Annotated in this window: 14 protein-coding genes and 1 tRNA gene; 5 read left to right on the top strand and 10 right to left on the bottom strand. The window is 70.0% G+C overall.

What is annotated here, in order from left to right:
• Positions 1 to 43: 43 nt before the first annotated feature.
• The 5 genes from HNR23_RS12010 to HNR23_RS12030 form a co-directional block, all read right to left on the bottom strand.
• Positions 44 to 964 carry an ABC transporter ATP-binding protein gene (locus tag HNR23_RS12010; RefSeq protein ID WP_184075658.1) on the bottom strand — a complete coding sequence of 307 codons (921 nt, stop codon included), beginning with the start codon at positions 962 to 964 and terminating at the stop codon, positions 44 to 46.
• Positions 961 to 1,884, bottom strand: a complete 924-nt coding sequence (locus tag HNR23_RS12015; RefSeq protein WP_184075659.1) for an ABC transporter ATP-binding protein — start codon at positions 1,882 to 1,884, stop codon at positions 961 to 963. Before HNR23_RS12015 ends, HNR23_RS12010 begins: the two co-directional genes overlap by 4 nt.
• Positions 1,874 to 2,860, bottom strand: coding sequence for a branched-chain amino acid ABC transporter permease (locus tag HNR23_RS12020; protein WP_184075660.1), 987 nt, complete (start codon positions 2,858 to 2,860; stop codon positions 1,874 to 1,876). Before HNR23_RS12020 ends, HNR23_RS12015 begins: the two co-directional genes overlap by 11 nt.
• Positions 2,861 to 2,873: 13 nt before the next feature.
• Complete coding sequence (locus HNR23_RS12025; protein WP_184075661.1) at positions 2,874 to 4,313, bottom strand: ABC transporter permease subunit; 1,440 nt, start codon at positions 4,311 to 4,313, stop codon at positions 2,874 to 2,876.
• Between the two features lie 548 nt (positions 4,314 to 4,861).
• Positions 4,862 to 5,467 (bottom strand): ANTAR domain-containing response regulator, encoded by a 606-nt coding sequence (locus tag HNR23_RS12030; RefSeq protein ID WP_221308100.1) that lies wholly within the window; start codon positions 5,465 to 5,467, stop codon positions 4,862 to 4,864.
• Positions 5,468 to 5,602: 135 nt separating this feature from the next.
• Between HNR23_RS12030 and HNR23_RS12035 the strand changes: the two genes are divergently transcribed.
• From HNR23_RS12035 to HNR23_RS12045, 3 genes are all read left to right on the top strand, one after another.
• Positions 5,603 to 5,676: transfer RNA gene (locus HNR23_RS12035), tRNA-Leu, on the top strand.
• Between the two features lie 182 nt (positions 5,677 to 5,858).
• Positions 5,859 to 6,590, top strand: coding sequence for a hypothetical protein (locus tag HNR23_RS12040; RefSeq protein ID WP_343070531.1), 732 nt, complete (start codon positions 5,859 to 5,861; stop codon positions 6,588 to 6,590).
• Between the two features lie 224 nt (positions 6,591 to 6,814).
• Positions 6,815 to 7,759 carry a DUF1266 domain-containing protein gene (locus tag HNR23_RS12045; RefSeq protein WP_184075663.1) on the top strand — a complete coding sequence of 315 codons (945 nt, stop codon included), beginning with the start codon at positions 6,815 to 6,817 and terminating at the stop codon, positions 7,757 to 7,759.
• Between the two features lie 133 nt (positions 7,760 to 7,892).
• Here the strand turns inward: HNR23_RS12045 and pyk are convergent, their stop codons facing one another.
• The gene (gene pyk, locus HNR23_RS12050; RefSeq protein ID WP_184075664.1) at positions 7,893 to 9,323 is read right to left on the bottom strand and encodes a pyruvate kinase; all 1,431 of its coding nucleotides are present in this window, start codon (positions 9,321 to 9,323) and stop codon (positions 7,893 to 7,895) included.
• 135 nt (positions 9,324 to 9,458) lie between these two features.
• Here pyk and HNR23_RS12055 point away from each other — a divergent pair, with 135 nt between their 5' ends.
• Complete coding sequence (locus HNR23_RS12055) at positions 9,459 to 10,160, top strand: maleylpyruvate isomerase family mycothiol-dependent enzyme (protein ID WP_184075665.1); 702 nt, start codon at positions 9,459 to 9,461, stop codon at positions 10,158 to 10,160.
• Positions 10,161 to 10,244: 84 nt separating this feature from the next.
• Here HNR23_RS12055 and HNR23_RS12060 read toward each other — a convergent pair whose 3' ends face one another.
• The 4 genes from HNR23_RS12060 to gltB all read right to left on the bottom strand — a co-directional run bounded on the left by HNR23_RS12060 (position 10,245) and on the right by gltB (position 17,847).
• Positions 10,245 to 11,135 (bottom strand): prenyltransferase, encoded by an 891-nt coding sequence (locus HNR23_RS12060; protein WP_184080231.1) that lies wholly within the window; start codon positions 11,133 to 11,135, stop codon positions 10,245 to 10,247.
• A gap of 160 nt (positions 11,136 to 11,295) precedes the next feature.
• Positions 11,296 to 11,673, bottom strand: coding sequence for a DUF2784 domain-containing protein (locus HNR23_RS12065; RefSeq protein ID WP_184075666.1), 378 nt, complete (start codon positions 11,671 to 11,673; stop codon positions 11,296 to 11,298).
• Between the two features lie 127 nt (positions 11,674 to 11,800).
• A complete protein-coding gene (locus HNR23_RS12070) occupies positions 11,801 to 13,255 on the bottom strand; it encodes a glutamate synthase subunit beta (protein WP_184075667.1) in 1,455 nt (484 codons plus the stop codon).
• A gap of 29 nt (positions 13,256 to 13,284) precedes the next feature.
• Positions 13,285 to 17,847, bottom strand: a complete 4,563-nt coding sequence (gene gltB / locus HNR23_RS12075) for a glutamate synthase large subunit (protein WP_184075668.1) — start codon at positions 17,845 to 17,847, stop codon at positions 13,285 to 13,287.
• A gap of 688 nt (positions 17,848 to 18,535) precedes the next feature.
• Between gltB and HNR23_RS12080 the strand changes: the two genes are divergently transcribed.
• Positions 18,536 to 20,215 carry a bis-aminopropyl spermidine synthase family protein gene (locus tag HNR23_RS12080; protein WP_184075669.1) on the top strand — a complete coding sequence of 560 codons (1,680 nt, stop codon included), beginning with the start codon at positions 18,536 to 18,538 and terminating at the stop codon, positions 20,213 to 20,215.
• Positions 20,216 to 20,219 lie beyond the last annotated feature (4 nt).

Raw genomic sequence — 20,219 nt, forward strand, 5'->3', positions numbered from 1 at the left:
CTCCCCCTACCGCGGGGGAGGCCGTCACCGTCGAACCGCTCCCCTACCCCGCCTTGGCCAGGGTGCCCAGGTAGAGCTCGATCACGTTGGGGTCGTCCAGCAGCTCGCGGCCGGTGCCCGTGTAGGCGTTGCGGCCCTGGTCCAGCACGTATCCGCGGTCGCAGATCTGCAGGCAGCGGCGCGCGTTCTGCTCCACCATGATCACCGAGACGCCCGTCGCGTTGATCTCCTTCACGCGCTGGAACACCTCGTCCTGGAAGATCGGCGAGAGCCCCGCGGTCGGCTCGTCGAGCAGCAGCACCGACGGCTCCATCATCAGCGCCCTGCCCATCGCGACCATCTGCCGCTCACCACCCGACAGCGCCCCCGCCTTCTGCCTGCGCCGCTCCGCCAGCAGCGGAAACACCTCCGATACCGCCGCGAACCGCCGCTGGAACGCCTTCGGACGCAGAAACGCGCCCATCTCCAGGTTCTCCTCCACCGTCAGCGAAGGGAACACGTTCTGCGTCTGCGGAACATAGCCCACGCCGCGCGACACCAGCTCGTGCGCGCTGCGGTTGGCGATGCTCTCCTCGCGCAGCACGATCGTGCCCTCGCGCACCGGGATCAGCCCGAAAATGGTCTTGACCAGCGTGGACTTGCCCGCGCCGTTCGGGCCGATGATCCCGACGACCTCCCCCTCCCGCAGGGTCAGGGTGCAGCCGTTGAGGATGTTCACCTCCGGGACATAACCCGCCTTCACCTCGTTGGCGACCAGCAGGTACTCCGAGAAGTCCTCGACCGCCGCCACACCGGCGTGCTCCAGCACCTCCTCGCGCGCGTCCTGCAGCGCCGCGGCCTCCTCCGGCGTCTCCGGCCCATGGTCGTGCGGAAGGCCGTGCGGCTGACCGTGGCCGGAAGCGGGACCGGGGCCGTGCCCCTGACCGGGTGTGGATCGCGGGGTGTCCCCCGGGAACTCGCTCATCGTCCCTCCTCCTCGCCCGTCGCGGTACCCTCGGCCCCTGCGCCGGGGCCGCCGCTGCCCGGCTCATCGTGATGCGCCCCCAGGTAGGCATCGATGACCTGCTGGTTCGACCGAATGTCGTCGGGCGTCCCCTCAGCGATCACCTGTCCCTGGGCCAGCACCACGATCCAGTCGCTGATGCCCATGATCACGTCCATGTCGTGCTCGACGAAGAGCACCGTCATGCCCTCGTCGCGCAGCGCCGTGATGTGCCCGAGCAGCGACTGCACCAGCGCCGGGTTCACCCCGGCCATCGGCTCGTCCAGCATCACCATGGACGGCTCCACCATCAGCGAGCGCGCCATCTCCAGCAGCTTGCGCTGCCCGCCGGAGAGGCTGCCCGCGAGCTCGTCCCTCTTCGCATCGAGCTTGAACCGCGTCAGCAGGTCCATCGCACGTTCGACGTTGGCCTTCTCCTGCCCGGCCCATCGCGGCCGCAGAAACGCGCCGAAGAACCGCTCACCCGTCTGGCCCTGGGCCGCGAGCAGCATGTTGTCCAGCACCGTCATCCTGGTCAGCGCCTTGGTGAGCTGGAAGGTACGCACCATGCCGCTGCGCGCCACCGTGTGCCCGGGCATCCCGTTCAACCGGCGGCCCTCGAACGACCACTCGCCCGCGTCCACCCGGTCGAAACCGGTGAGCAGGTTGAACAGCGTCGACTTACCCGCACCGTTCGGGCCGATCAGCGCCGTGATCGTGCCCCGCTGCACCTCCAGGTGCTCCACGTCCACGGCCGTCAGGCCGCCGAACGAGCGGCGCACCCCGCTCGCCCGCAGGATCGGGTCCGGCTTGGCCACCCCCGGACGCGGCTCCACACCGGCCATCCGGTCGACCACGGCACCCGCGCCCGCACCCCGGGGTTCCATCGCGTCACTTGACATTGACCAGCATCTCCTTGCGGTTGCCGATGAGCCCCTGCGGCCGGTAGATGATCAGCAGCACCAGCGCGACACCCACGAACGCGTGCCGCAGCGCACCGATGTCGGCGGCGCCCAGGAACGGCAGCACCCCCGCCCCGGCCAGCGCCCGCAGCGTCTCGTCGAACGCCGTCAGCAGGAACCACATCACCACCGGGCCGATCACCGGGCCCAGCGTCCGGCCCGCGCCGCCCAGCAGCAGCATCGCCCACAGGTAGAACGTCACCTGCGGCATGAACTGGTCGGCCGTGATGTTCTGCTGGTTCAGCGCGATCATCGCGCCGGCCAGGCCACCGAACACACCGCCCAGCACCAGGCTCTGCATCTTGTAGGCATAAACGTTCTTGCCCAGACTGCGCACCGCGTCCTCGTCCTCGCGGATGCCCTTCAGGACACGGCCCCACGGGCTGTGGATCAGCAGCGCCGTGATCGCCAGCGCCAGCGCCACCAGGCCCCAGGCCGCCAGCATCAGCCACAGCTGGCGCGACGAGAACGACACGATCAGGAAGTCGTACCGGCCCGGCGGGAACGGATTCAGCTCGTTGAAGTCGACCGCGAAACCCTGCAGGCCGTACACGCCGCCGGTCACCGGCCGCGCGAACTCCGCCCGGTACAGCAGGCGCCCCACCTCGGCCACCGCGATCGTCGCGATCGCCAGATAGTCCGCGCGCAACCGCAGCGTCGGGATACCCAGCAACAGGGCCAGCAGCGCCGAACAGGCCACACACGTCAGCAGACCCACCCACAGCGGCTGGTCGTAGACCACCACCGGGATGGCCACACCGTAGGCGCCGACCAGCATGAAGCCCACCTGGCCGAAGTTGAGCAGGCCCGTGTAGCCGAAGTGCAGGTTCAGCCCGATGGCCGCCAGCACGTAGATGGCCGCGATCGGCCCGATCGCCGACTCCAGCGAGGTGGTGAGGATGTTCAGAATGTCCATCGTCGTTACTCCCCTACCCGACCCGCTCGCGTCGGCCCAGGATCCCCTGGGGCCGGACCAGCAGCACGATGATCATGATCGCCAGCGCCCAGGCGTTCATCAGCTGCGGAGAGAACCACAGCGTCGACAACTGGGCGATCAGGCCGATCGCCAGACCGCCGACCATCGCCCCATACGCGGTACCGAGCCCGCCCAGGATCACCGCGGCGAACATCAGCAGCAGAAGATGGAAGCCCATCTGCCAGTACACCGTCTGGTTCAGGCCGAGGAACACGCCGCCCAACGCCGACAGCGCACCGCCCAGACCCCAGACGTACAGCGTCACCCGGTCCACATCGATCCCGGAGGACTCCGCGAGATCCCGGTTGTCCGAGACCGCGCGCATCGCCTTCCCGATCCGGGTGAACTGCAGCATGCTCGCCACCAGCACCAGCACCCCGATCGACAGCAACAGGATCGTCAGATCGCGGGGCGTGATCGAGAACGGACCGATGTGCAGCATCTCCTGGATGCGGAACTCGGAGTACTTGGTGCGCCGGGCGCCGAAGCCCACCAGCAGCAGGTGGCGCAGGATCAGCGCGAGACCGATCGTCACGATGAACATCTGGATCAGCGCCACGTTGCGCCGCCGCAGCGGCCGCCACAGGAACCGCTCCATCGCCACACCCAGCACACCGCCGAGGACCACCGCCAGCACCGATCCCACGACCAGCGGGTTCGTGGCGAAACCCAGCACCGGGACGCCGTCGAAGACAGCGTTGAAAGCGGAGAACAGCGCCATGTTGCTGAACATCATCGCCATCATCGCGCCGAAGGTGACCATGTCGCCGTGGGCGAAGTTGATCATCCGGGTGGTGCCGAAGATCAGCGACAGGCCGACCGCGGAGATCGCGATGATCAGCCCGAAGATGACACCGGAGAGGGTCAGCTGCAGGACCTTCGTGGAGAAGGGCGTCCCGGCGTCGACGCCGGGTGCCTCGACGACCCCCTCGTCCTCGTCGCCGGCGGGTGTGGCGCCCTCCCCGGGCGCGGCGTCGTCCTCGGGGGACGGCGTCGCCGGAGTCGCCTCCGCCTCCTCCTGCCCGGCCGCGACCAGGGGGAAGACCACGGTGAAGGCCTGGCCCTCCCGCACCGTGACGTCTCGCTCGGGCCCGGGGGTCTCCCGCAGGGCGTACTGATCGGGTATGGAGTCTTCGTCCAGGACCACGCGGTAGTCACCCGGTCCGGGCACTTCCACGGTCCATTCGCCGGCAGAGCCGGTGGTCGCCGATTCGATCTCCGAGCCGTCCTGACTGACGGTGATGTCGATGCCTGCGACACCATCGTCGGTCCCTGGGGCCCGGATCTGTCCGGTCAGCGACTCACCGCCTTGGACGTCTGCCGCTGCGGACACCGGGACCACCAGGATTGCGGCGATCACGGCGAGCAGCACGGTCACGAGGCGTGTGCGCACGCGCACTCCTTGCGCATCTTGGGATGGCCGATCCGAGCAGTGCTGCCCGACCGGTTCTTTGCTGTTCGGTGGCGCGAGTTTAGCCCGGTTTACCCAGGTCATTCAGCATGCCTTAAGCCACGTGACCCAAACGTCACCCCTTTGTGTGCATACGTGACTGAATCGGGACACACCGCGCATTGACGGCGGATCAAAACCCGGCAAAGAGCCGAGGGCCCCATCCCCTGAACAGGCGGGACTCTCTGCCGCCAAGAGAACACGGAGCGCACCCGAGCGATCGCGGGCACCGTCTGCGCTCGTTGATTTCGGACGCCCTCGGACACCGGTCCGCATGACGATCGACGATGACTCTCCGTCACACCTACCCCGGACCCGGGCGTGTCGGCACGACAGGGAGCACGCGTAGGACCGGAAGGACGTGCAGGACGTGCAGGACGTGCAGCAGGCGGACGGCGCACACGAGGGCGCGCCTCCCCGCTCCGATCCGGGAAGGCGCGCCCTCGTACATGTCTCTCCGCTCCGGCCTCGATCCGCCGGAGAAGGCCGTCCTACTTCTGCGGCGGCTCCTGGCCCTCCAGCGTCTCGACGACGGTCTCGGCGACCTTGCGCATGGTCAGCCGCCGGTCCATCGAGTTCTTCTGGATCCACCGGAACGCCTCGGGCTCACTCAGCCCGTGGCGGCTCTGCAGCAGCCCCTTGGCGCGCTCGACCAGCTTGCGCGTCTCCAGGCGGTCCTGGAGGCCACTGACCTCCGCCTCCAGAGCCGAGAGCTCGGCATAGCGGCTGACGGCCATCTCGATGGCCGGAACCAGGTCGGCCTTGTTGAACGGCTTGACGAGGTACGCCATCGCCCCGGCGTCCCGCGCACGCTCGACCAGCTCCCGCTGGGAGAAGGCGGTCAGGATCACCACCGGCGCGATCCGATCGCCCGCGATCCGCTCAGCGGCCGACAGCCCGTCCAGGATCGGCATCTTGATGTCAAGGATGACGAGATCCGGCTTGAGCTCGTTGGCCAGACGTATCGCGGTCTCACCGTCACCCGCCTCGCCCACGACGGCATAGCCGTCTTCCTCAAGCATCTCCTTGAGATCAAGCCTGATGAGGGCCTCGTCTTCCGCGATCACCACGCGGCTCTGCGTCGTCGTCACGTACATGAGGGTACCGAGATCGGCTACGATGCTAGTCGTCCAGGGCGGCGATCCGCGGTAATCGTGACAGCACTGTTGACAGAGACCCTACCCGGAAATCTTTACCAAAAAGATGGCCAAGTAGCTTGACAAATTGACCCAGCCCCGGTAGTCCAATCGGCAGAGACCATGGCTTCAAAATCCATACAGTGTGGGTTCGAGTCCCACCCGGGGTACTTTCCGAAAAATCAGACGCAGACATCAACCCCGGAATGGCCCGGCCGGGCCATTCCGGGGTTATTTTTCTGTGGATAATCGAACATAGGTACGATGGACGCAGCATCCTAGTCCTATGTACCCCCGCGAAACCGTTGACAAGGCCCTGCATCTTCACTCCCAAGGATGGACCGATCACGCCGTGGCTCTCGTGTGCGGGGTCTCTGTCCAGTCAGTCCGCAACTGGCGCACCGGCCGGAGACGACGCTCCACGGAGGAGGAGTCGGCGAGCTACTGCCCGCAGTGTTCCGGAGCGAGCCTGGATCACCGCGCCTACGCGTACCTCCTCGGCCTCTACCTCGGCGACGGCTACATCGGCTATGTCGGAGCACGGGCGAAGCAGATCTGGGCGCTGCAGATCAGCTGTGGGAACGCCTGGCCCGGGCTGATCAACGAATGCATGGAGGCCTTGCGCGCAGTCCGACCGGATCGTCCGATCCACATCGTGGAGAGGGCCGGCTGCAAGGATGTGAAGGTCTACTGGAAGCACTGGCTGTGCCTGTTCCCCCAACACGGCACAGGCCACAAGCACAGCCGCCGGATCATCCTGGAGGAGTGGCAGCTCACGATCGTCGAGGCCTACCCTCGGGAGTTCATTCGCGGCCTCATCCACTCCGACGGCTGTCGGACGACCAACCGCGTTCGGCGGAAGGTCGACGGTGAGTGGAAGCACTACGAGTACCCGCGCTACTTCTTCTCCAACGCCTCCAGGGACATCCTCGGCCTGTTCGTCATCGTGCTGGACCGGCTCGGCGTCCAGTGGAAGTTCCGATGGTGCCCGGGGAAGGCAGGGCACCAGATCCAAGGCATCGTCTCGATCGCCAAGAAGCCCTCGGTCGCGATCCTGGACTCGTTCATCGGCCCGAAGTACTGACCCCGCCCCGCTCCCTGCGCCCCTCAGCAGGATCTTTGCGTTCGGCCGCGCACACAGGGCGATCAGGGGCGGTCACATCACGGCTACAACCTGGGCACAACCCGTGGGTTTGGTCGCCACGACGGGCTATAGTCCCCGATCCTGTAATCGGGAGTGGTTCGGGTAGCGGCATCGTCAGTCGACGTCGACGGCGTGCCGAATACCCGTTGCGAAGGGAGTACCGGGTGTTCACCGCGGTCGCCGGGGTGGTCGGGGCGCTGACGATCGGTGCCTGGGCCATCGTGGCCTGGGGATCGCAGCGGCGTCAGCCGTGGCTGATGGCTCCCCTCGCGCTGCTCATCGTCGCGCTCGTGGTGGCGAATCAGGGGGCGTGGGCGTTCCTTCCGATCGTCGCGCTCGCCGCCGGGTCCTTCGCCGAGCTGGTCATCGGGGCGCGGGAGGCCCCCACGCTGCGCACCAAGCACCCCGACGCGCCCCTGAGCACCGAGCGTTGGGCGGCGGCCGTGGCCGCACCGTTCCGGGTGGCGCTGGCCGAGCCGTGGGACGTGGTGGTCCGCCCGCAGCTGCGGCGGCGCTACCGCAAGGTCTTCGAGCTGGAGTGGGGCGTGGTCGACCGCGAGACGCTGCTGGCGACGGTGGACCGGCTGTGGGACGAGCTGCACGCCGGGGGACGCGCCGACCTGGTAGTCGATCTGCGTACGGGGACGGCGCGCAGCCGCGATCCCGAGGGCAAGCGGGACGAGCAGCGGATTCGGCTGACTCCTGCGCAGGTCGAGCGGATGCGGGAGATCACCGGGGCCGACGATTCGGCGGAGACCGTGGTCATCGGCGCCTACCAGTGGTGGAAGTCGGTGCACCTGATCCGGTTGACGTGCGGGGGTGCGACGCTGGATTGGTTGAGTCCGGTGGAGACGCACAATCTGCTGCGGCGGGTCGCCACCGATCTGCAGCGGCGTTACGCGAGCTGGCAGGAGTTGGCCGAGGCGTTCCACGGCGGTTACCTGCTGTGGCACGGGGGCGGCTCGGACGACGCGGGGTCCGACCGGGTGTGGACGGCGCTGGGCCTGCTCACGACCGACGACGCGAGTCCGTGGAAGCTGCTGCCGTGGGACATGCCGCTGGAGCGGGCGCCCTACGAGAACGGTGTCCCCAACGCCCAGCCGCATTGAGCCGCGCCGGGCTCACCGGCAGGGCACCGTTGCCGTCCGGTGGCCGGAGGGCGTCCGAGGAAAAGCCGGGGCCCGGCCTGGAAGGCGCGGGGCGCCTCCCGTGGCCGGGCCCGTGTGGGTTCTTACCGTGCGGTCACTTGCCGTGGGCGATGGCGTCGCCGAGGCGGTGGACCCGCAGTGAGTTGGTGGAACCGGGGGTTCCGGGCGGGCTGCCGGCGACGATGACGACCTTGTCGCCCTTGCTGTAGACGCCCATCTCCAGCAGTTCGCTCTCGACCTGGGCGACCATGGCGTCGGTGTGGTCGACCCAGGGCACGCAGTACGTTTCGACGCCCCAGGTGAGGGCGAGCTGCGAGCGGGTGCTGGGCTCGGTGGTGAAGGCCATGAGCGGGATGGGTGAGCGGTAGCGGGCCAGGCGGCGTGCGGTTTCGCCGGACATGGTGAACGCGACGAGTGCCTTGGCGCCGATGGTGGCGCCGACTTCGGCTGCGGCGCGGGCGATGGATCCGCCGGTGGTCTCCGGCACCCGGTTGAGGATGTGGGAGGCGCGGAGGGATTCCTGTTCGGCGGCGGCGACGATGCGGTCCATGGTCTGCACGGTTTCGACCGGGTACTGGCCGACGCTTGTTTCGCCGGACAGCATGACGGCGTCGGCGCCGTCGAGGACGGCGTTGGCGACGTCGGAGGCCTCGGCGCGGGTGGGCCGGGGTGCGCTGATCATGGATTCGAGCATCTGGGTGGCGACGATGACGGGTTTGGCCTTGTCGCGGCACCGTTCGATGGCGCGTTTCTGCACCATGGGGACGTTTTCGAGGGGCAGTTCGACGCCGAGGTCGCCGCGGGCGACCATGACGCCGTCGAAGACCTCGATGATGTCCTGGAGGCGTTCGACGGCCTGGGGCTTCTCGATCTTGGCGATGAGCGGGACGCGGACGCCGACTTCGTCCATGATGCGGTGGCATTCGTCGGCGTCGGCGGGGCTGCGCACGAAGGACAGGGCGACGGTGTCGACGCCTTGTTCGAGGGCCCAGCGGAGGTCGGCCTCGTCTTTCTCGGTGAGGGCGGGGACGCTGACGGAGACGCCGGGGAGGTTGAGTCCCTTGTTGTTGGAGACGGGTCCGCCGATGATGACGCGGGTGTGGACGTCGGTGCTGGTGGTCTTGGTGCATTCCAGCACGACGCGGCCGTCGTCGATGAGTACGCGGTCGCCGGGGCGGACGTCGCCGGGGAGGCCTTTGTAGGTGGTGGAGACTCGGCGCGCGTCGCCGGGGACGTCGTCGGTGGTGACGGTGAATTCGTCGCCGGGTGCGAGTTCGACGGGGCCGTCGGCGAAGGTGCCGAGGCGGATCTTGGGCCCTTGGAGGTCGGCGAGGATTCCGACGCTGCGTCCGGCGGCCTCGGCGGCGGCGCGTACGTTGTCGTAGTTGTTGCGGTGGTCCTCGTATGTTCCGTGGCTGAGGTTGAGTCGCGCTACGTCCAGCCCGGCGTCGACGAGCGCGCGGAGTGTGTCCGGGCTCGATGTGGCTGGGCCGAGGGTCGCGACGATTTTTGCTCGACGTGTCACGTAGTAACTCTACGACGGTTTGGGACCCAGGTGGTCTAAACCAGGTTGCGGCTAGGTGTCGGTGAGCTGGTGTTCCGGCGAATTGCGTTCCCCGCGGGGGTGGCGTGGTGGGGGTGGGGGGTAGCTTGGCGCGTTATGGCCGAGTGGTGTCGGGGTGAGGTGGTGGCGGCGCTGGGCGCGGAGGTGTCGCGTCTGGTGCGGGTTCTGTCGGGCTTGTCGGAGGAGGAGGTGGTGCGGCCGACGCGGTGTTCCCCGTGGGATGTGGCTGCGTTGGCGGTGCACACGGTGGGGGCGCTGGACCGGGTGGGGGTGATGTTGGGTGCGGAGGCGCCGGGGCGGGCCGTGGTGGGCGCGGCGGGGTATTACCGGCCGGATGTGCGGTTGTCGGCGGAGGTGGATGCGGATCGGGTGCGCAGCGCGGTGGAGGTCGCCGCGCGCCGGTCGGATGCGGGTGAGATGGGGCGTGTGTGCGCCGGGGTGTGGCGGGGGTTGGAGCCGCGGCTGGCGCGGGAGCCGGTGGATCGGGTGGTGCTGACGCGGCACGGTGACGCGATGCTGTTGACGGATTTCCTGGTCACCCGGGTGGTGGAGCTGGTGTTGCACGGCGTGGACCTGGCGGATGCGCTGGGGCGTGAGCCGTGGCCGGATGGGGCCGCGTTGGGCGTGGTGGAGCGGTTGGCGTTCGGCGGCGGTGATCCGGGGCTGCCTGCGTTGGATGCGGTGCGGGCGGCGACGGGGCGTGCTTTGCCGGGTGGGCCGGGGTGGGCGGCGCTGGCCGGGTCGGGGGTACGGGTGTTGGCGTTCGGTCGGCCGGATGCGGATGGTCGTGGGGTGTGACCGTGCGGGGGTTTCCGGGTGGACGGGTGGACGGTCGGTCGGATCCGGGTGGCCCGGTTCCGGCCGACCGTCGGTGAGGGCGGTTCAGACCTGGAGGACGGGGGTGGGGGCGGCGTCGATGCGGCCGTAGGCCCGCAGGGTGGTCAGGCGTTGGATGCTGATGATGCCGCGCCAGTCGCTGGTGACGGTGTCGACCCAGGTCTCCCAGTTGATGGGCCAGCCGCCGTCGTCTTGCTGCTGTCGGGTGAGGGCGTCGAGGTGCTTTTCGATTTCGGCGTCGGTGAAGAGGCGGCGCGCGATGTGGGTGGGTGTGGTCGCGAGGTCGAGGGGGGTGTGGACGTGCCCGGTGGCGTCGGGGTCGAGTTCGATGACGGCGCGGATCATGGGTGCGAGTCGTTCGAATTCGGCGTCGGCGCGGGGGCGGTCGGCGACGTGCTGGAGGAAGGTGCAGATCGCCATGGCTTCGATGGGTTCGGTCCAGTGGAGGCCGGCGATGCGGGTCCAGCAGAAGGCGGTGGCGCGGTCGCGCCAGGGGTGGGCGGCGTGGTGCTTGTGCAGGATGCCGGCGATGGATGCGGTCGGGGTGAGGGTGCCGCTGAAGTCGTCGGTTTCGCGCCACCAGGGTGCGGCTTCGGTGTGGCGGACGCTGGGCAGGACGTTGGGGACGCCGCCGTTGGCGTGGGTGATGGAGGTCAGGTATCGGCAGACGTCGGCGGTGGTGTCGCGGTCGATGCGCCCGAGCTCGTCGAGATATCGCAGGGCGGTTTCCACCGCGACGGGCTGGCTGCCGTGACCGCGCAGGTCGGGTTCCAGCCCATTGCCATAGCCACCGTCCACGTTCCGGTAGGAGTCGAGGGCTGCGAGTATGGGGTCGGCTGGCCCGCAGGTGAAGTGGAAGGCGTAGCGGTGCCGGTCGATGAGGCGTGCGTTGCGCGCGATGAAGTGTTCCGCTGAGCGGAGTTGGTCTTTGGTCAACAGGGTCATATCTCGAAGGTACGCCCGGGGGTCCCTGTTCAAACCTCGGTGAGCTACGTCATATGTCGGCGTTTGCCCAGTTCGCGGTGGTCGCTTCGCTGAGAATCGGGGATTTTGCGCGAAAGATTCTCACGGCTTCTTAACGTAGCTAGGGGAACTCTCACCCGACGCCGACCGTTGCGGATCGACGGCGGTGCATGAGGTAGGCGCCGCCCCACGACACGAAGATCAGCACCCCGACGACGAATCGCGCCTCGTCGACGTACTGCTCGGGGTAGATGACGCCGGTCAGGTAGTGGTCGATGAAACCCGTGGGCGCGAGCCCTTCTTGGCCGGCCCGAATCCGACCCCAGTCCTCGATGTGGGTCAGCGGGCACGGCCAGCCGATGAGGGTGATGAGGATGCCGTACCAGGCGCACACCAGGTGTGGCCAGATCAGCCCCGGCCACCGCCAGGCGAGGAACCCGCCCAGCGTGACGTAGAGGAGGAAGGCGAAGTGCAGGATCATCGCCGTCTCACCGATCAGCCGGTACCCCATATGTCCAGGATAGACGGCGCCGACCTGGGCTGACAGGGCTCGGAGGCCCGGTGGATACGGGGGTGCGGGGGCCGCCGCTCCGGGCGGCGGCCCCCGCGCTGTGCCTGTCGGTCGCGGATGTCCGCGGTCAGACCAGCGGCCGCTCGGTGGGCGGGATGGCCACCGGGAGTGCGGTCTCCTCGGTCAGGTAGCGGTCGATCCCGGCGGCCGCCGAGCGGCCCTCGGCGATCGCCCACACGATCAGCGACTGGCCGCGGCCCATGTCGCCGGCGCAGAACACACCGTCGACGGTGGTCGCGTAGTCGCCGTCGCGCACCACGTTCCCGCGCCCGTCGAGCTCGACTCCCAGCTGCTCGATCATGCCCTCCTTCTGCGGGCCGACGAAGCCCATGGCGAGCGTGACCAGGTCGGCCGGGAGTTCCCGCTCGGTGCCCTCGACCGGTTCGAAGCCCTTGTCGGTGCGCTTGACGTCGACGAGCTTGAGCGCCCGGACCCGGCCCTGACCGTCGCCGAGGAATTCCACGGTGTTCACGGAGTAGATCCGCTTACCGCCTTCCTCGTGCGCGCTGGTGACCTTGTACAGCGTCGGCATGGTCGGCCACGGCTGGGAGTCGGGGCGGTTCACCGGCGGCTTGGGCATGATCTCCAGCTGGGTGACCGACGCCGCGCCCTGCCGGTGGGCGGTACCCACGCAGTCCGCGCCGGTGTCGCCGCCGCCGATGACGATGACGTGCTTGCCCTCGGCGGTGATGGCCGGCTGCTCGTAGTCGCCCTCCTGCACGCGGTTGGCCAGCGGCAGGTACTCCATGGCCTGGTGGACGCCGTCCAGCTCGCGGCCGGGCACCGGAAGGTCGCGCCAGGCGGTGGCGCCGCCGGCGAGCAGCACCGCGTCGTGCTCGGAGCGCAGCCGCTCGACGGTGACGTCCACGCCGACGTCGACGCCGGTGCGGAAGTTCGTGCCCTCGGCGGCCATCTGTCCGATGCGCCGGTCGACGTGCCGCTTCTCCATCTTGAACTCGGGGATGCCGTAGCGCAGCAGCCCGCCGATGCGGTCGGCCCGCTCGAAGACGGTCACGTCGTGACCGGCGCGGGTGAGCTGCTGGGCGGCGGCGAGCCCGGCCGGGCCGGAGCCGACCACCGCGACCTTCTTGCCGGTGCGCACCTCGGGCGGCTGGGGGCGCACCCAGCCCTCCTCCCAGGCCCGGTCGATGATCGAGACCTCGACGTTCTTGATGGTGACGGCCGGCTGGTCGATGCCCAGCACGCACGCCGACTCGCACGGGGCGGGGCACAGCCGCCCGGTGAACTCGGGGAAGTTGTTGGTGGCGTGCAGGCGCTCGATGGCCTCGCCCCAGTCGTGCCGGTAGACGAGGTCGTTCCACTCGGGGATGAGGTTGCCCAGCGGGCAGCCGTTGTGGCAGAACGGGATGCCGCAGTCCATGCAGCGCGACGCCTGCTTGGTCACCGTGCCGCGGTCGAAGTCCTCATAGACCTCGCGCCAGTCCTGGATACGGACGTCGACGGGGCGGTGGGCGGGCAGCTCCCGCTCGGTGATCTTGAGGAAGCCCTTCGGGTCAGCCATGTGTGATTCCCTCCTTTCGTAGGCGCCGGCTAGGACTGGGCGGAGGCCATGACGGCCTCGTTGACGTCGCGGCCGTCGCGTTCGGCGGCGGCCTGGGCGAGCAGCACCCGCTTGTAGTCGCGCGGCATGACCTTGCCGAACCGCGCCGCGGCCGTGTCGAAGTCGGCCAGCAGGCGGCGGGCGACCCCCGAACCGGTCTCGGTGAGGTGGCGCTCCAGCACGTCGCGCAGGAACGCGCGGTCGTCCTCGTCGAGGCCCTCGATGTCGACCATCTCGTGGTTGACCCGTGCGGGGTCGAGGTCGAGCACGTAGGCGATACCGCCGGACATCCCGGCCGCGAAGTTGCGGCCGGTGCGGCCGAGGACGACGGCGCGGCCGCCGGTCATGTACTCGCAGCCGTGGTCGCCGACGCCCTCGGCGACGGCCAGCGCGCCGGAGTTGCGCACGCAGAACCGCTCGCCGACGATGCCGCGCAGGAACACCTCGCCGGAGGTGGCGCCGTAGGCGATGACGTTGCCGGCGATGATGTGGTCCTCCGGTGCGAAGGGGGCGTCCTCGGCGGGCCGGACGATGATGCGGCCGCCGGAGAGGCCCTTGCCGACGTAGTCGTTGGCGTCGCCGCTCAGGCGCAGGGTGACGCCGCGGGGCACGAACGCCCCGAAGGACTGCCCGGCCGACCCGGTGAAGGAGATGTCGATGGTGTCGTCGGGCAGGCCTTCGGCGCCGTGGCGCTTGGTGACCTCGTGGCCGAGCATGGTGCCGACCGTGCGGTTGACGTTGCGCACCGGCAGCTCCAGCTTGAGCGGCTCCCGGTATTCCAGGGCGCCCTCGGAGAGCTGGATGAGGGTGTTGTCCAGGGCCTTCTCCAGCCCGTGGTCCTGGTCGCGCACCCGGTGGCGGTGGTCGCCGCCCCACGGCTCGACGTCGCGCAGGATGGGCGCCAGGTCCAGGCCGGAGGCCTTCCAGTGGTCGACGGCCTCGGCGGTGTCGAGGACCTCGACGGCGCCGATGGCCTCGTCGAGGGTGCGGAAGCCCAGCGCGGCCAGGTACTCGCGCACCTCCTCGGCGATGAACTCGAAGAAGTTCACCACGAACTCGGCCTTGCCGGAGAACCGCTCGCGCAGCACCGGGTTCTGGGTGGCCACGCCGACGGGGCAGGTGTCGAGGTGGCAGACGCGCATCATGACGCAGCCGGAGACGACCAGGGGGGCGGTGGCGAAGCCGTACTCCTCGGCGCCCAGCAGTGCGGCGACGATGACGTCGCGGCCGGTCTTCATCTGCCCGTCGGCCTGCACGACGATGCGGTCGCGCAGCCCGTTGAGCAGCAGGGTCTGCTGGGTCTCGGCCAGGCCGAGCTCCCAGGGGGTGCCGGCGTGCTTGAGCGAGGTCAGCGGGGAGGCGCCGGTGCCGCCGTCGTGCCCGGAGATGAGCACGACGTCGGCGTGCGCCTTGGAGACCCCGGCTGCCACGGTGCCCACGCCCGCTTCGGAGACCAGCTTGACGTGGACCCGCGCCTGCGGGTTGGCGTTCTTCAGGTCGTGGATGAGCTGGGCGAGGTCTTCGATGGAGTAGATGTCGTGGTGGGGCGGCGGCGAGATGAGGCCGACGCCGGGGGTGGAGTGCCGGGTGTCGGCGACCCACGGGTAGACCTTGTGGCCGGGCAGCTGGCCGCCCTCGCCGGGCTTGGCGCCCTGGGCCATCTTGATCTGGATGTCGTCGGCGTTGGTGAGGTAGTGCGAGGTCACCCCGAACCGGCCGGAGGCGACCTGCTTGATGGCGCTGCGCCGCAGGTCCCCGTTGGCGTCGGGGGTGAAGCGGTCGGGGTCCTCCCCGCCCTCGCCGGTGTTGGACTTGCCGCCCAGCCGGTTCATGGCGATGGCCAGCGTCTCGTGCGCCTCGGCGGAGATGGAGCCATACGACATGGCGCCGGTGGAGAACCGCTTGACGATCTCGGAGACGGGCTCGACCTCCTCGATCGGCACCGGCTCGCGCACGCCCTCCTTGAGCCGGAACAGGCCGCGCAGGGTCATCAGGTCCTGGGCCTGGTCGTCGACCTTGGCGGTGTACTCCTTGAAGATGTCGTAGCGGCGGCCGCGGGTGGCGTGCTGCAGCTTGAAGACGGTCTCGGGGTTGAACAGGTGCGGTTCGCCCTCGCGCCGCCACTGGTACTCGCCGCCGATGGCCAGCCGCCGGTGGTCGGCGGGGTTGGCGGCATACGCGGTGGCGTGCCGCATCCGCACCTCTTCGGCCAGAACGTCGAAGCCGACGCCGCCCAGCTTGGAGGTGGTGCCGGTGAAGCAGCGGTCGATGACCTCCGGGCCGAGCCCCAGCGCCTCGAAGATCTGCGCGCCGGTGTAGGAGCTGACCGTGGACACGCCCATCTTGGACATGACCTTCAGCACGCCCTTGCCGAACGCCTTGATGGTGTTGCGTACGGCCGTGTCGGCGTCGATCCCGCTGATGACGCCGCGGGCGACCAGGTCGCGCACGGTGCCCAGGGCGATGTAGGGGTTGACGGCCGAGGCGCCGTAGCCCAGCAGGAGTGCCACGTGGTGGCACTCGCGGACGTCCCCGGCCTCCACGACCAGACCGACCTCGGTGCGGGTCTTCTCCCGTACCAGGTGGTGGTGGACGGCTCCAGTGAGCAGCAGCGAGGGGATGGGGGCGCGCTCGGGGCCGGAGCCGCGGTCGCTGAGCACGATGATGTGCGCACCCTCGGCGATGGCCTGCGACACCTCGCCGCAGATCTCCTCCAGCCGCGCCGACAGGACGTCTCCCCCGCCGTCGGCGGGGTAGGTGCCCTCGGCGGTGAAGACCCGGAAGGCCGGGTTGCCGCCGGGCCGCCCGGTGGCGGTGATCGCGGCGAGCTCGGCGTCGTCGATGACCGGCGTGGGCAGGGTGAGGCGCTGGCAGTCGGCGGGCTCGGGGGTCAGCACGTTGTCCTCGGCGCCCAGGACGGTGCCGAGGCTGGTGACCAGCTCCTCGCGGATGGCGTCGAGCGGCGGGTTGGTGACCTGCGCGAAGTGCTGCGAGAAGTAGTCGAACAGCTGCCGGGAGCGGCTGGACAGGGCGGCGACGGGGGTGTCGGTGCCCATGGAGCCGATGGGTTCGGCGCCGGTGCGGGCCATCGGGGTGAGGATGACGCGGAGTTCTTCCTCGGTGTAGCCGAAGGTCTGCTGGGCGCGGGTGAGGTCGTCGATGCCGGCGGGCTCGGCGGGGGGCAGGTCGGCGAGGTCGACGACGCCGTCGGCCAGCCACTGCGCGTAGGGGTGTTCGGCGGCGAGTTCGGCCTTGATCTCCTCGTCCTCGATGATGCGGCCCTGCGCGGTGTCGACGACGAAGATGCGGCCGGGCTGCAGGCGGCCCTTGCGCACGACGGTGGCGGGGTCGATGTCGAGGACGCCGGCCTCGCTGGCGAGCACGACGAGGCCGTCCTCGGTGACCCAGTAGCGGCCGGGGCGCAGGCCGTTGCGGTCGAGGACGGCGCCGACGAGGGAGCCGTCGGTGAAGGACACCGAGGCGGGGCCGTCCCAGGGCTCCATGAGCATGGAGTGGAACTCGTAGAAGGCCCGCACCTGCGGGTCCATCTCGGCGTGGTTCTCCCAGGGCTCGGGGATCATCATCAGCACGGCGTGCGGCAGGGAGCGCCCGCCGAGGTGGAGGAGTTCCAGGGCGGCGTCGAAGGACGCGGTGTCGGAGTCCTCGGGGTCGACGATGGGGAAGATCCGGTCGAGGTCGCCGGGGAGCAGGTCGCTGGCGAGCTTGGCCTCGCGGGCCCGCATCGTGTTGCGGTTGCCCTTGACGGTATTGATCTCACCGTTGTGGGCGACGTAGCGGAAGGGGTGGGCCAGCGGCCAGGACGGGAAGGTGTTGGTGGAGAACCGGGAGTGGACCAGTGCCAGGCCGGAGGTGTAGCGCCGGTCGGAGAGGTCGGGGAAGAACGGTTCGAGTTGCGGCGTGGTGAGCATGCCCTTGTAGGCGATGGTGCGGGGGGACAGGCTCGGGAAGTACACGCCGGTCTCGTGTTCGGCGCGCTTGCGGACGCAGTAGGTGTAGCGCTCCAGGTCGATCCCGCTGAGCCCGTCGGTGGGGGTGCCGGGGCGCCCGGCGAGGAAGAGCTGGCCGAAGAACGGCATGACCTCGCGGGCGGCGGGTCCGCAGTAGCGGGGTTCGACGGGGAGGTCGCGCCAGCCCAGGACGGTGAGGCCTTCGTCGTCGGCGATGGCGTTGATCCTGGCGATGGCGTCGGCGCGCTCGTCGGGGTCGGCGGGCAGGAAGCCGATACCGGCGGCGTAGGCGCCGGCGGCGGGCAGGTCGAAGTCGCAGACCTCGCGGTAGAGGGTGTCGGGGATCTGGGTGAGGATCCCGGCGCCGTCGCCGTCGTCGGGGTCGGCGCCCGAGGCGCCGCGGTGGTCGAGGTTGCGCAGCACGGTCAGTGCCTTCTCGACGATGTCATGGCTGCGACGGCCGGAGAGGTCGGCGACGAACCCGACACCGCAGGCGTCGTGCTCGTAGGTGCTGTCGTACAGGCCCTCGGGGGTGGTCTCGGCGTTCGGGCGGACGGACGAACGCTGCACCTGGCCAGCAGGCATCTACCCTCCTGTCGTCTTACGTCTGGGCTTCGTCAAAAGCGCATCCGGGACGACATTGGCCCTGCTGCGGTGTGCATCGAGGCAGGCCGCTCGGCACCGGTTCCACAGACGGCGTCGATTGCCGGACCTGCGTTCACATCCTTGTGGTAACCGGTGTTCGGCCGAGCGGCCGAGAAACTTCGCGGTAACTCAGGTTATACATCGTGGTCCGACCCCGATGCCACTCGGAGGTCTAGACCAACCGCCGCCACGGTGCGGTGGTCGTGGCGACCTGAGTCGCCTGGCGCGGATCACGCGCGGCCGGCCGGCACCGCCGTGGTGCGACCAAGGCGAGTGTTTCCACGCCCTGCTGTTCGCAAACATCATCAAACTAAGTGAAAACAGCCGGAAATACCCACATAACGCGGGTGTGCTCCCCGCCCTGCCGGGGGTCGGGTGCGGGCGGCGCCGACCGAACCGGCGTCACCGCTGGTCACGAGGGCGACCAGAGGGACAGCAGGAGCGCCGCGCACCACCCCCACGCTACCCCTCCCCCGCCCCGACCGGGCGGATATGCGAGATACACCACACGACCACCGGAGGCACGCCACACCGAAACACCGCGCGCACGCGCGGCCACGGTCGCGAGCCGCCCCCGCCGACCGCTGGGTCGGGACGGCGGCGCCCCGGGCTCCGCCGGGTGCGTGGGATGATCGGGGGCGTGATCGATCATCCGTCCGAGCTGTCGGACCTGCTCGCAGAACACGGGGCCGACGCCGCCCGCCTGCACGATGTCCTGGCCCTCCTCGCCGGCGGCGGCTGGTGGAGCACCCGGGACCTGGTGCGCGGCACCGCTGTCCCCCACCGCGTCGTGGAGCGCGTTGTGCAGGCCCTCGGCGGGGAGCTGGAGCGCGACCCGGGCGGCGGGGCCCCGGGGGCCGGCGGCGAAGCGCGGGTCAGGCTGCGATCCCCGGGCCGCTACACGGTGTTCGCCCGCCCCGCGCTGGCCGACCCGGTCGGCCACCTGCTCGACGGGCACACGCGGGCCGCGGACGAGCTGGAGCGGCTGGTCGCGCGGGCGCCCGCCTCCCGCGCCGATCTCGACCACGTCGCCGCGAGCGCACGCACGGCGCTGCGCCGGGGGGTCTATCTGGCGACCAGGTTCGCGCTTCCCGGGCGGCGGCTGCTGTGCGTCGGCGACCACGACCTGACCTCACTGGCCGCCACACTGGTGTGCCCGGACGCCGAGGCCCTCGTCGTGGACATCGACGAGCGCATGCTCGACTACATCGACGCGGCCGCGGCCCGGCTCGGCCTGCCGGTGCGCTGTCACTTCGCCGATCTGCGGCTGGGCCTGCCGGAGGCGGTACGGGGCCGGGCCGACCTCGTGTTCACCGACCCGCCCTACACCCCCGAGGGGGTCGAGCTGTTCGTCCGGAGGGGTCTGGAGGGCCTCTCCGACCCGCGGCGGGGACGGATCCTCCTGGCCTACGGCGCCAGCGAGACCACCCCCGCGCTCGTCGCCAAGACCCAGTCCCGGCTGGCCCGGATGGGCCTGGCCACCGAGGCGGTCTGGCCGGACTTCAACCGCTACCTGGGCGCCGAGGCGATCGGCGCCGCCAGCGACCTCTACGTGCTCCGCCCGACCTCCCGCACCCCCGCCCCCGACGCGGGCGGGTCCGATGCGGCGCGGATCTACAGCCAGGGCGCCAACGCCAAGGAAGCCGGTGCGGCGCTGCCGGACGAGGCGGCGCGGGCGGCGCTGCGGCGGATCGCGGGCGAGGGTGCCGACGGCGTCGACACCCTCGTCGGTGCCTGGCCGAAGGGGGCGGCCGAGAGCGCCGCGCGCCGGGTGCGGCTCGCGACGTGGCTGGGCTCCCCCACACCCGGAGACCGGGTGGCCCTCAACCTGACCGGCGGGTGGGACGCCCTCGTCGGCCGCGCGGTCCTGGCCGCGTCCGCGACGGAGGTGTACGCGGTCGTGCCGTCCTCCGCCGGGGCCGTTCGGGACGAGGCGGGCCAGACGGCCCTGCGCGCCCTACTGGAACCGCGCTTCACGCTGCGCTTCCTCCGCGGCGTGCCCGGACCGCGCACGACCCTCGTGGTGGCGCACGCCGAGGAACCCGACGGTGCGGCCACACCGGGGCAGCGCCTGCTGCGGCACTGCCAGGGCCGCGCGCACGGGCGGCTCACCAGCACGCTGCGTGAGGGGCTCGTCGCCGTCACCGCCGAACTGGGCCGCCCGCTGAACAAGAAGAGCGCGCGGAGCCGGGTGGCCGAGGCGGCCCCGTGGCTGCCCGGGCACACCCTGCTCGACCTGCCCGCACACCGCTTCGGCGAGCTGCGCGCCCTCACCGACCGGTTGGCCGCCGAGGAGCCCGGCACCTGAGCAG

This window comes from Nocardiopsis mwathae (assembly GCF_014201195.1).
GTDB lineage: Bacteria > Actinomycetota > Actinomycetes > Streptosporangiales > Streptosporangiaceae > Nocardiopsis_C > Nocardiopsis_C mwathae.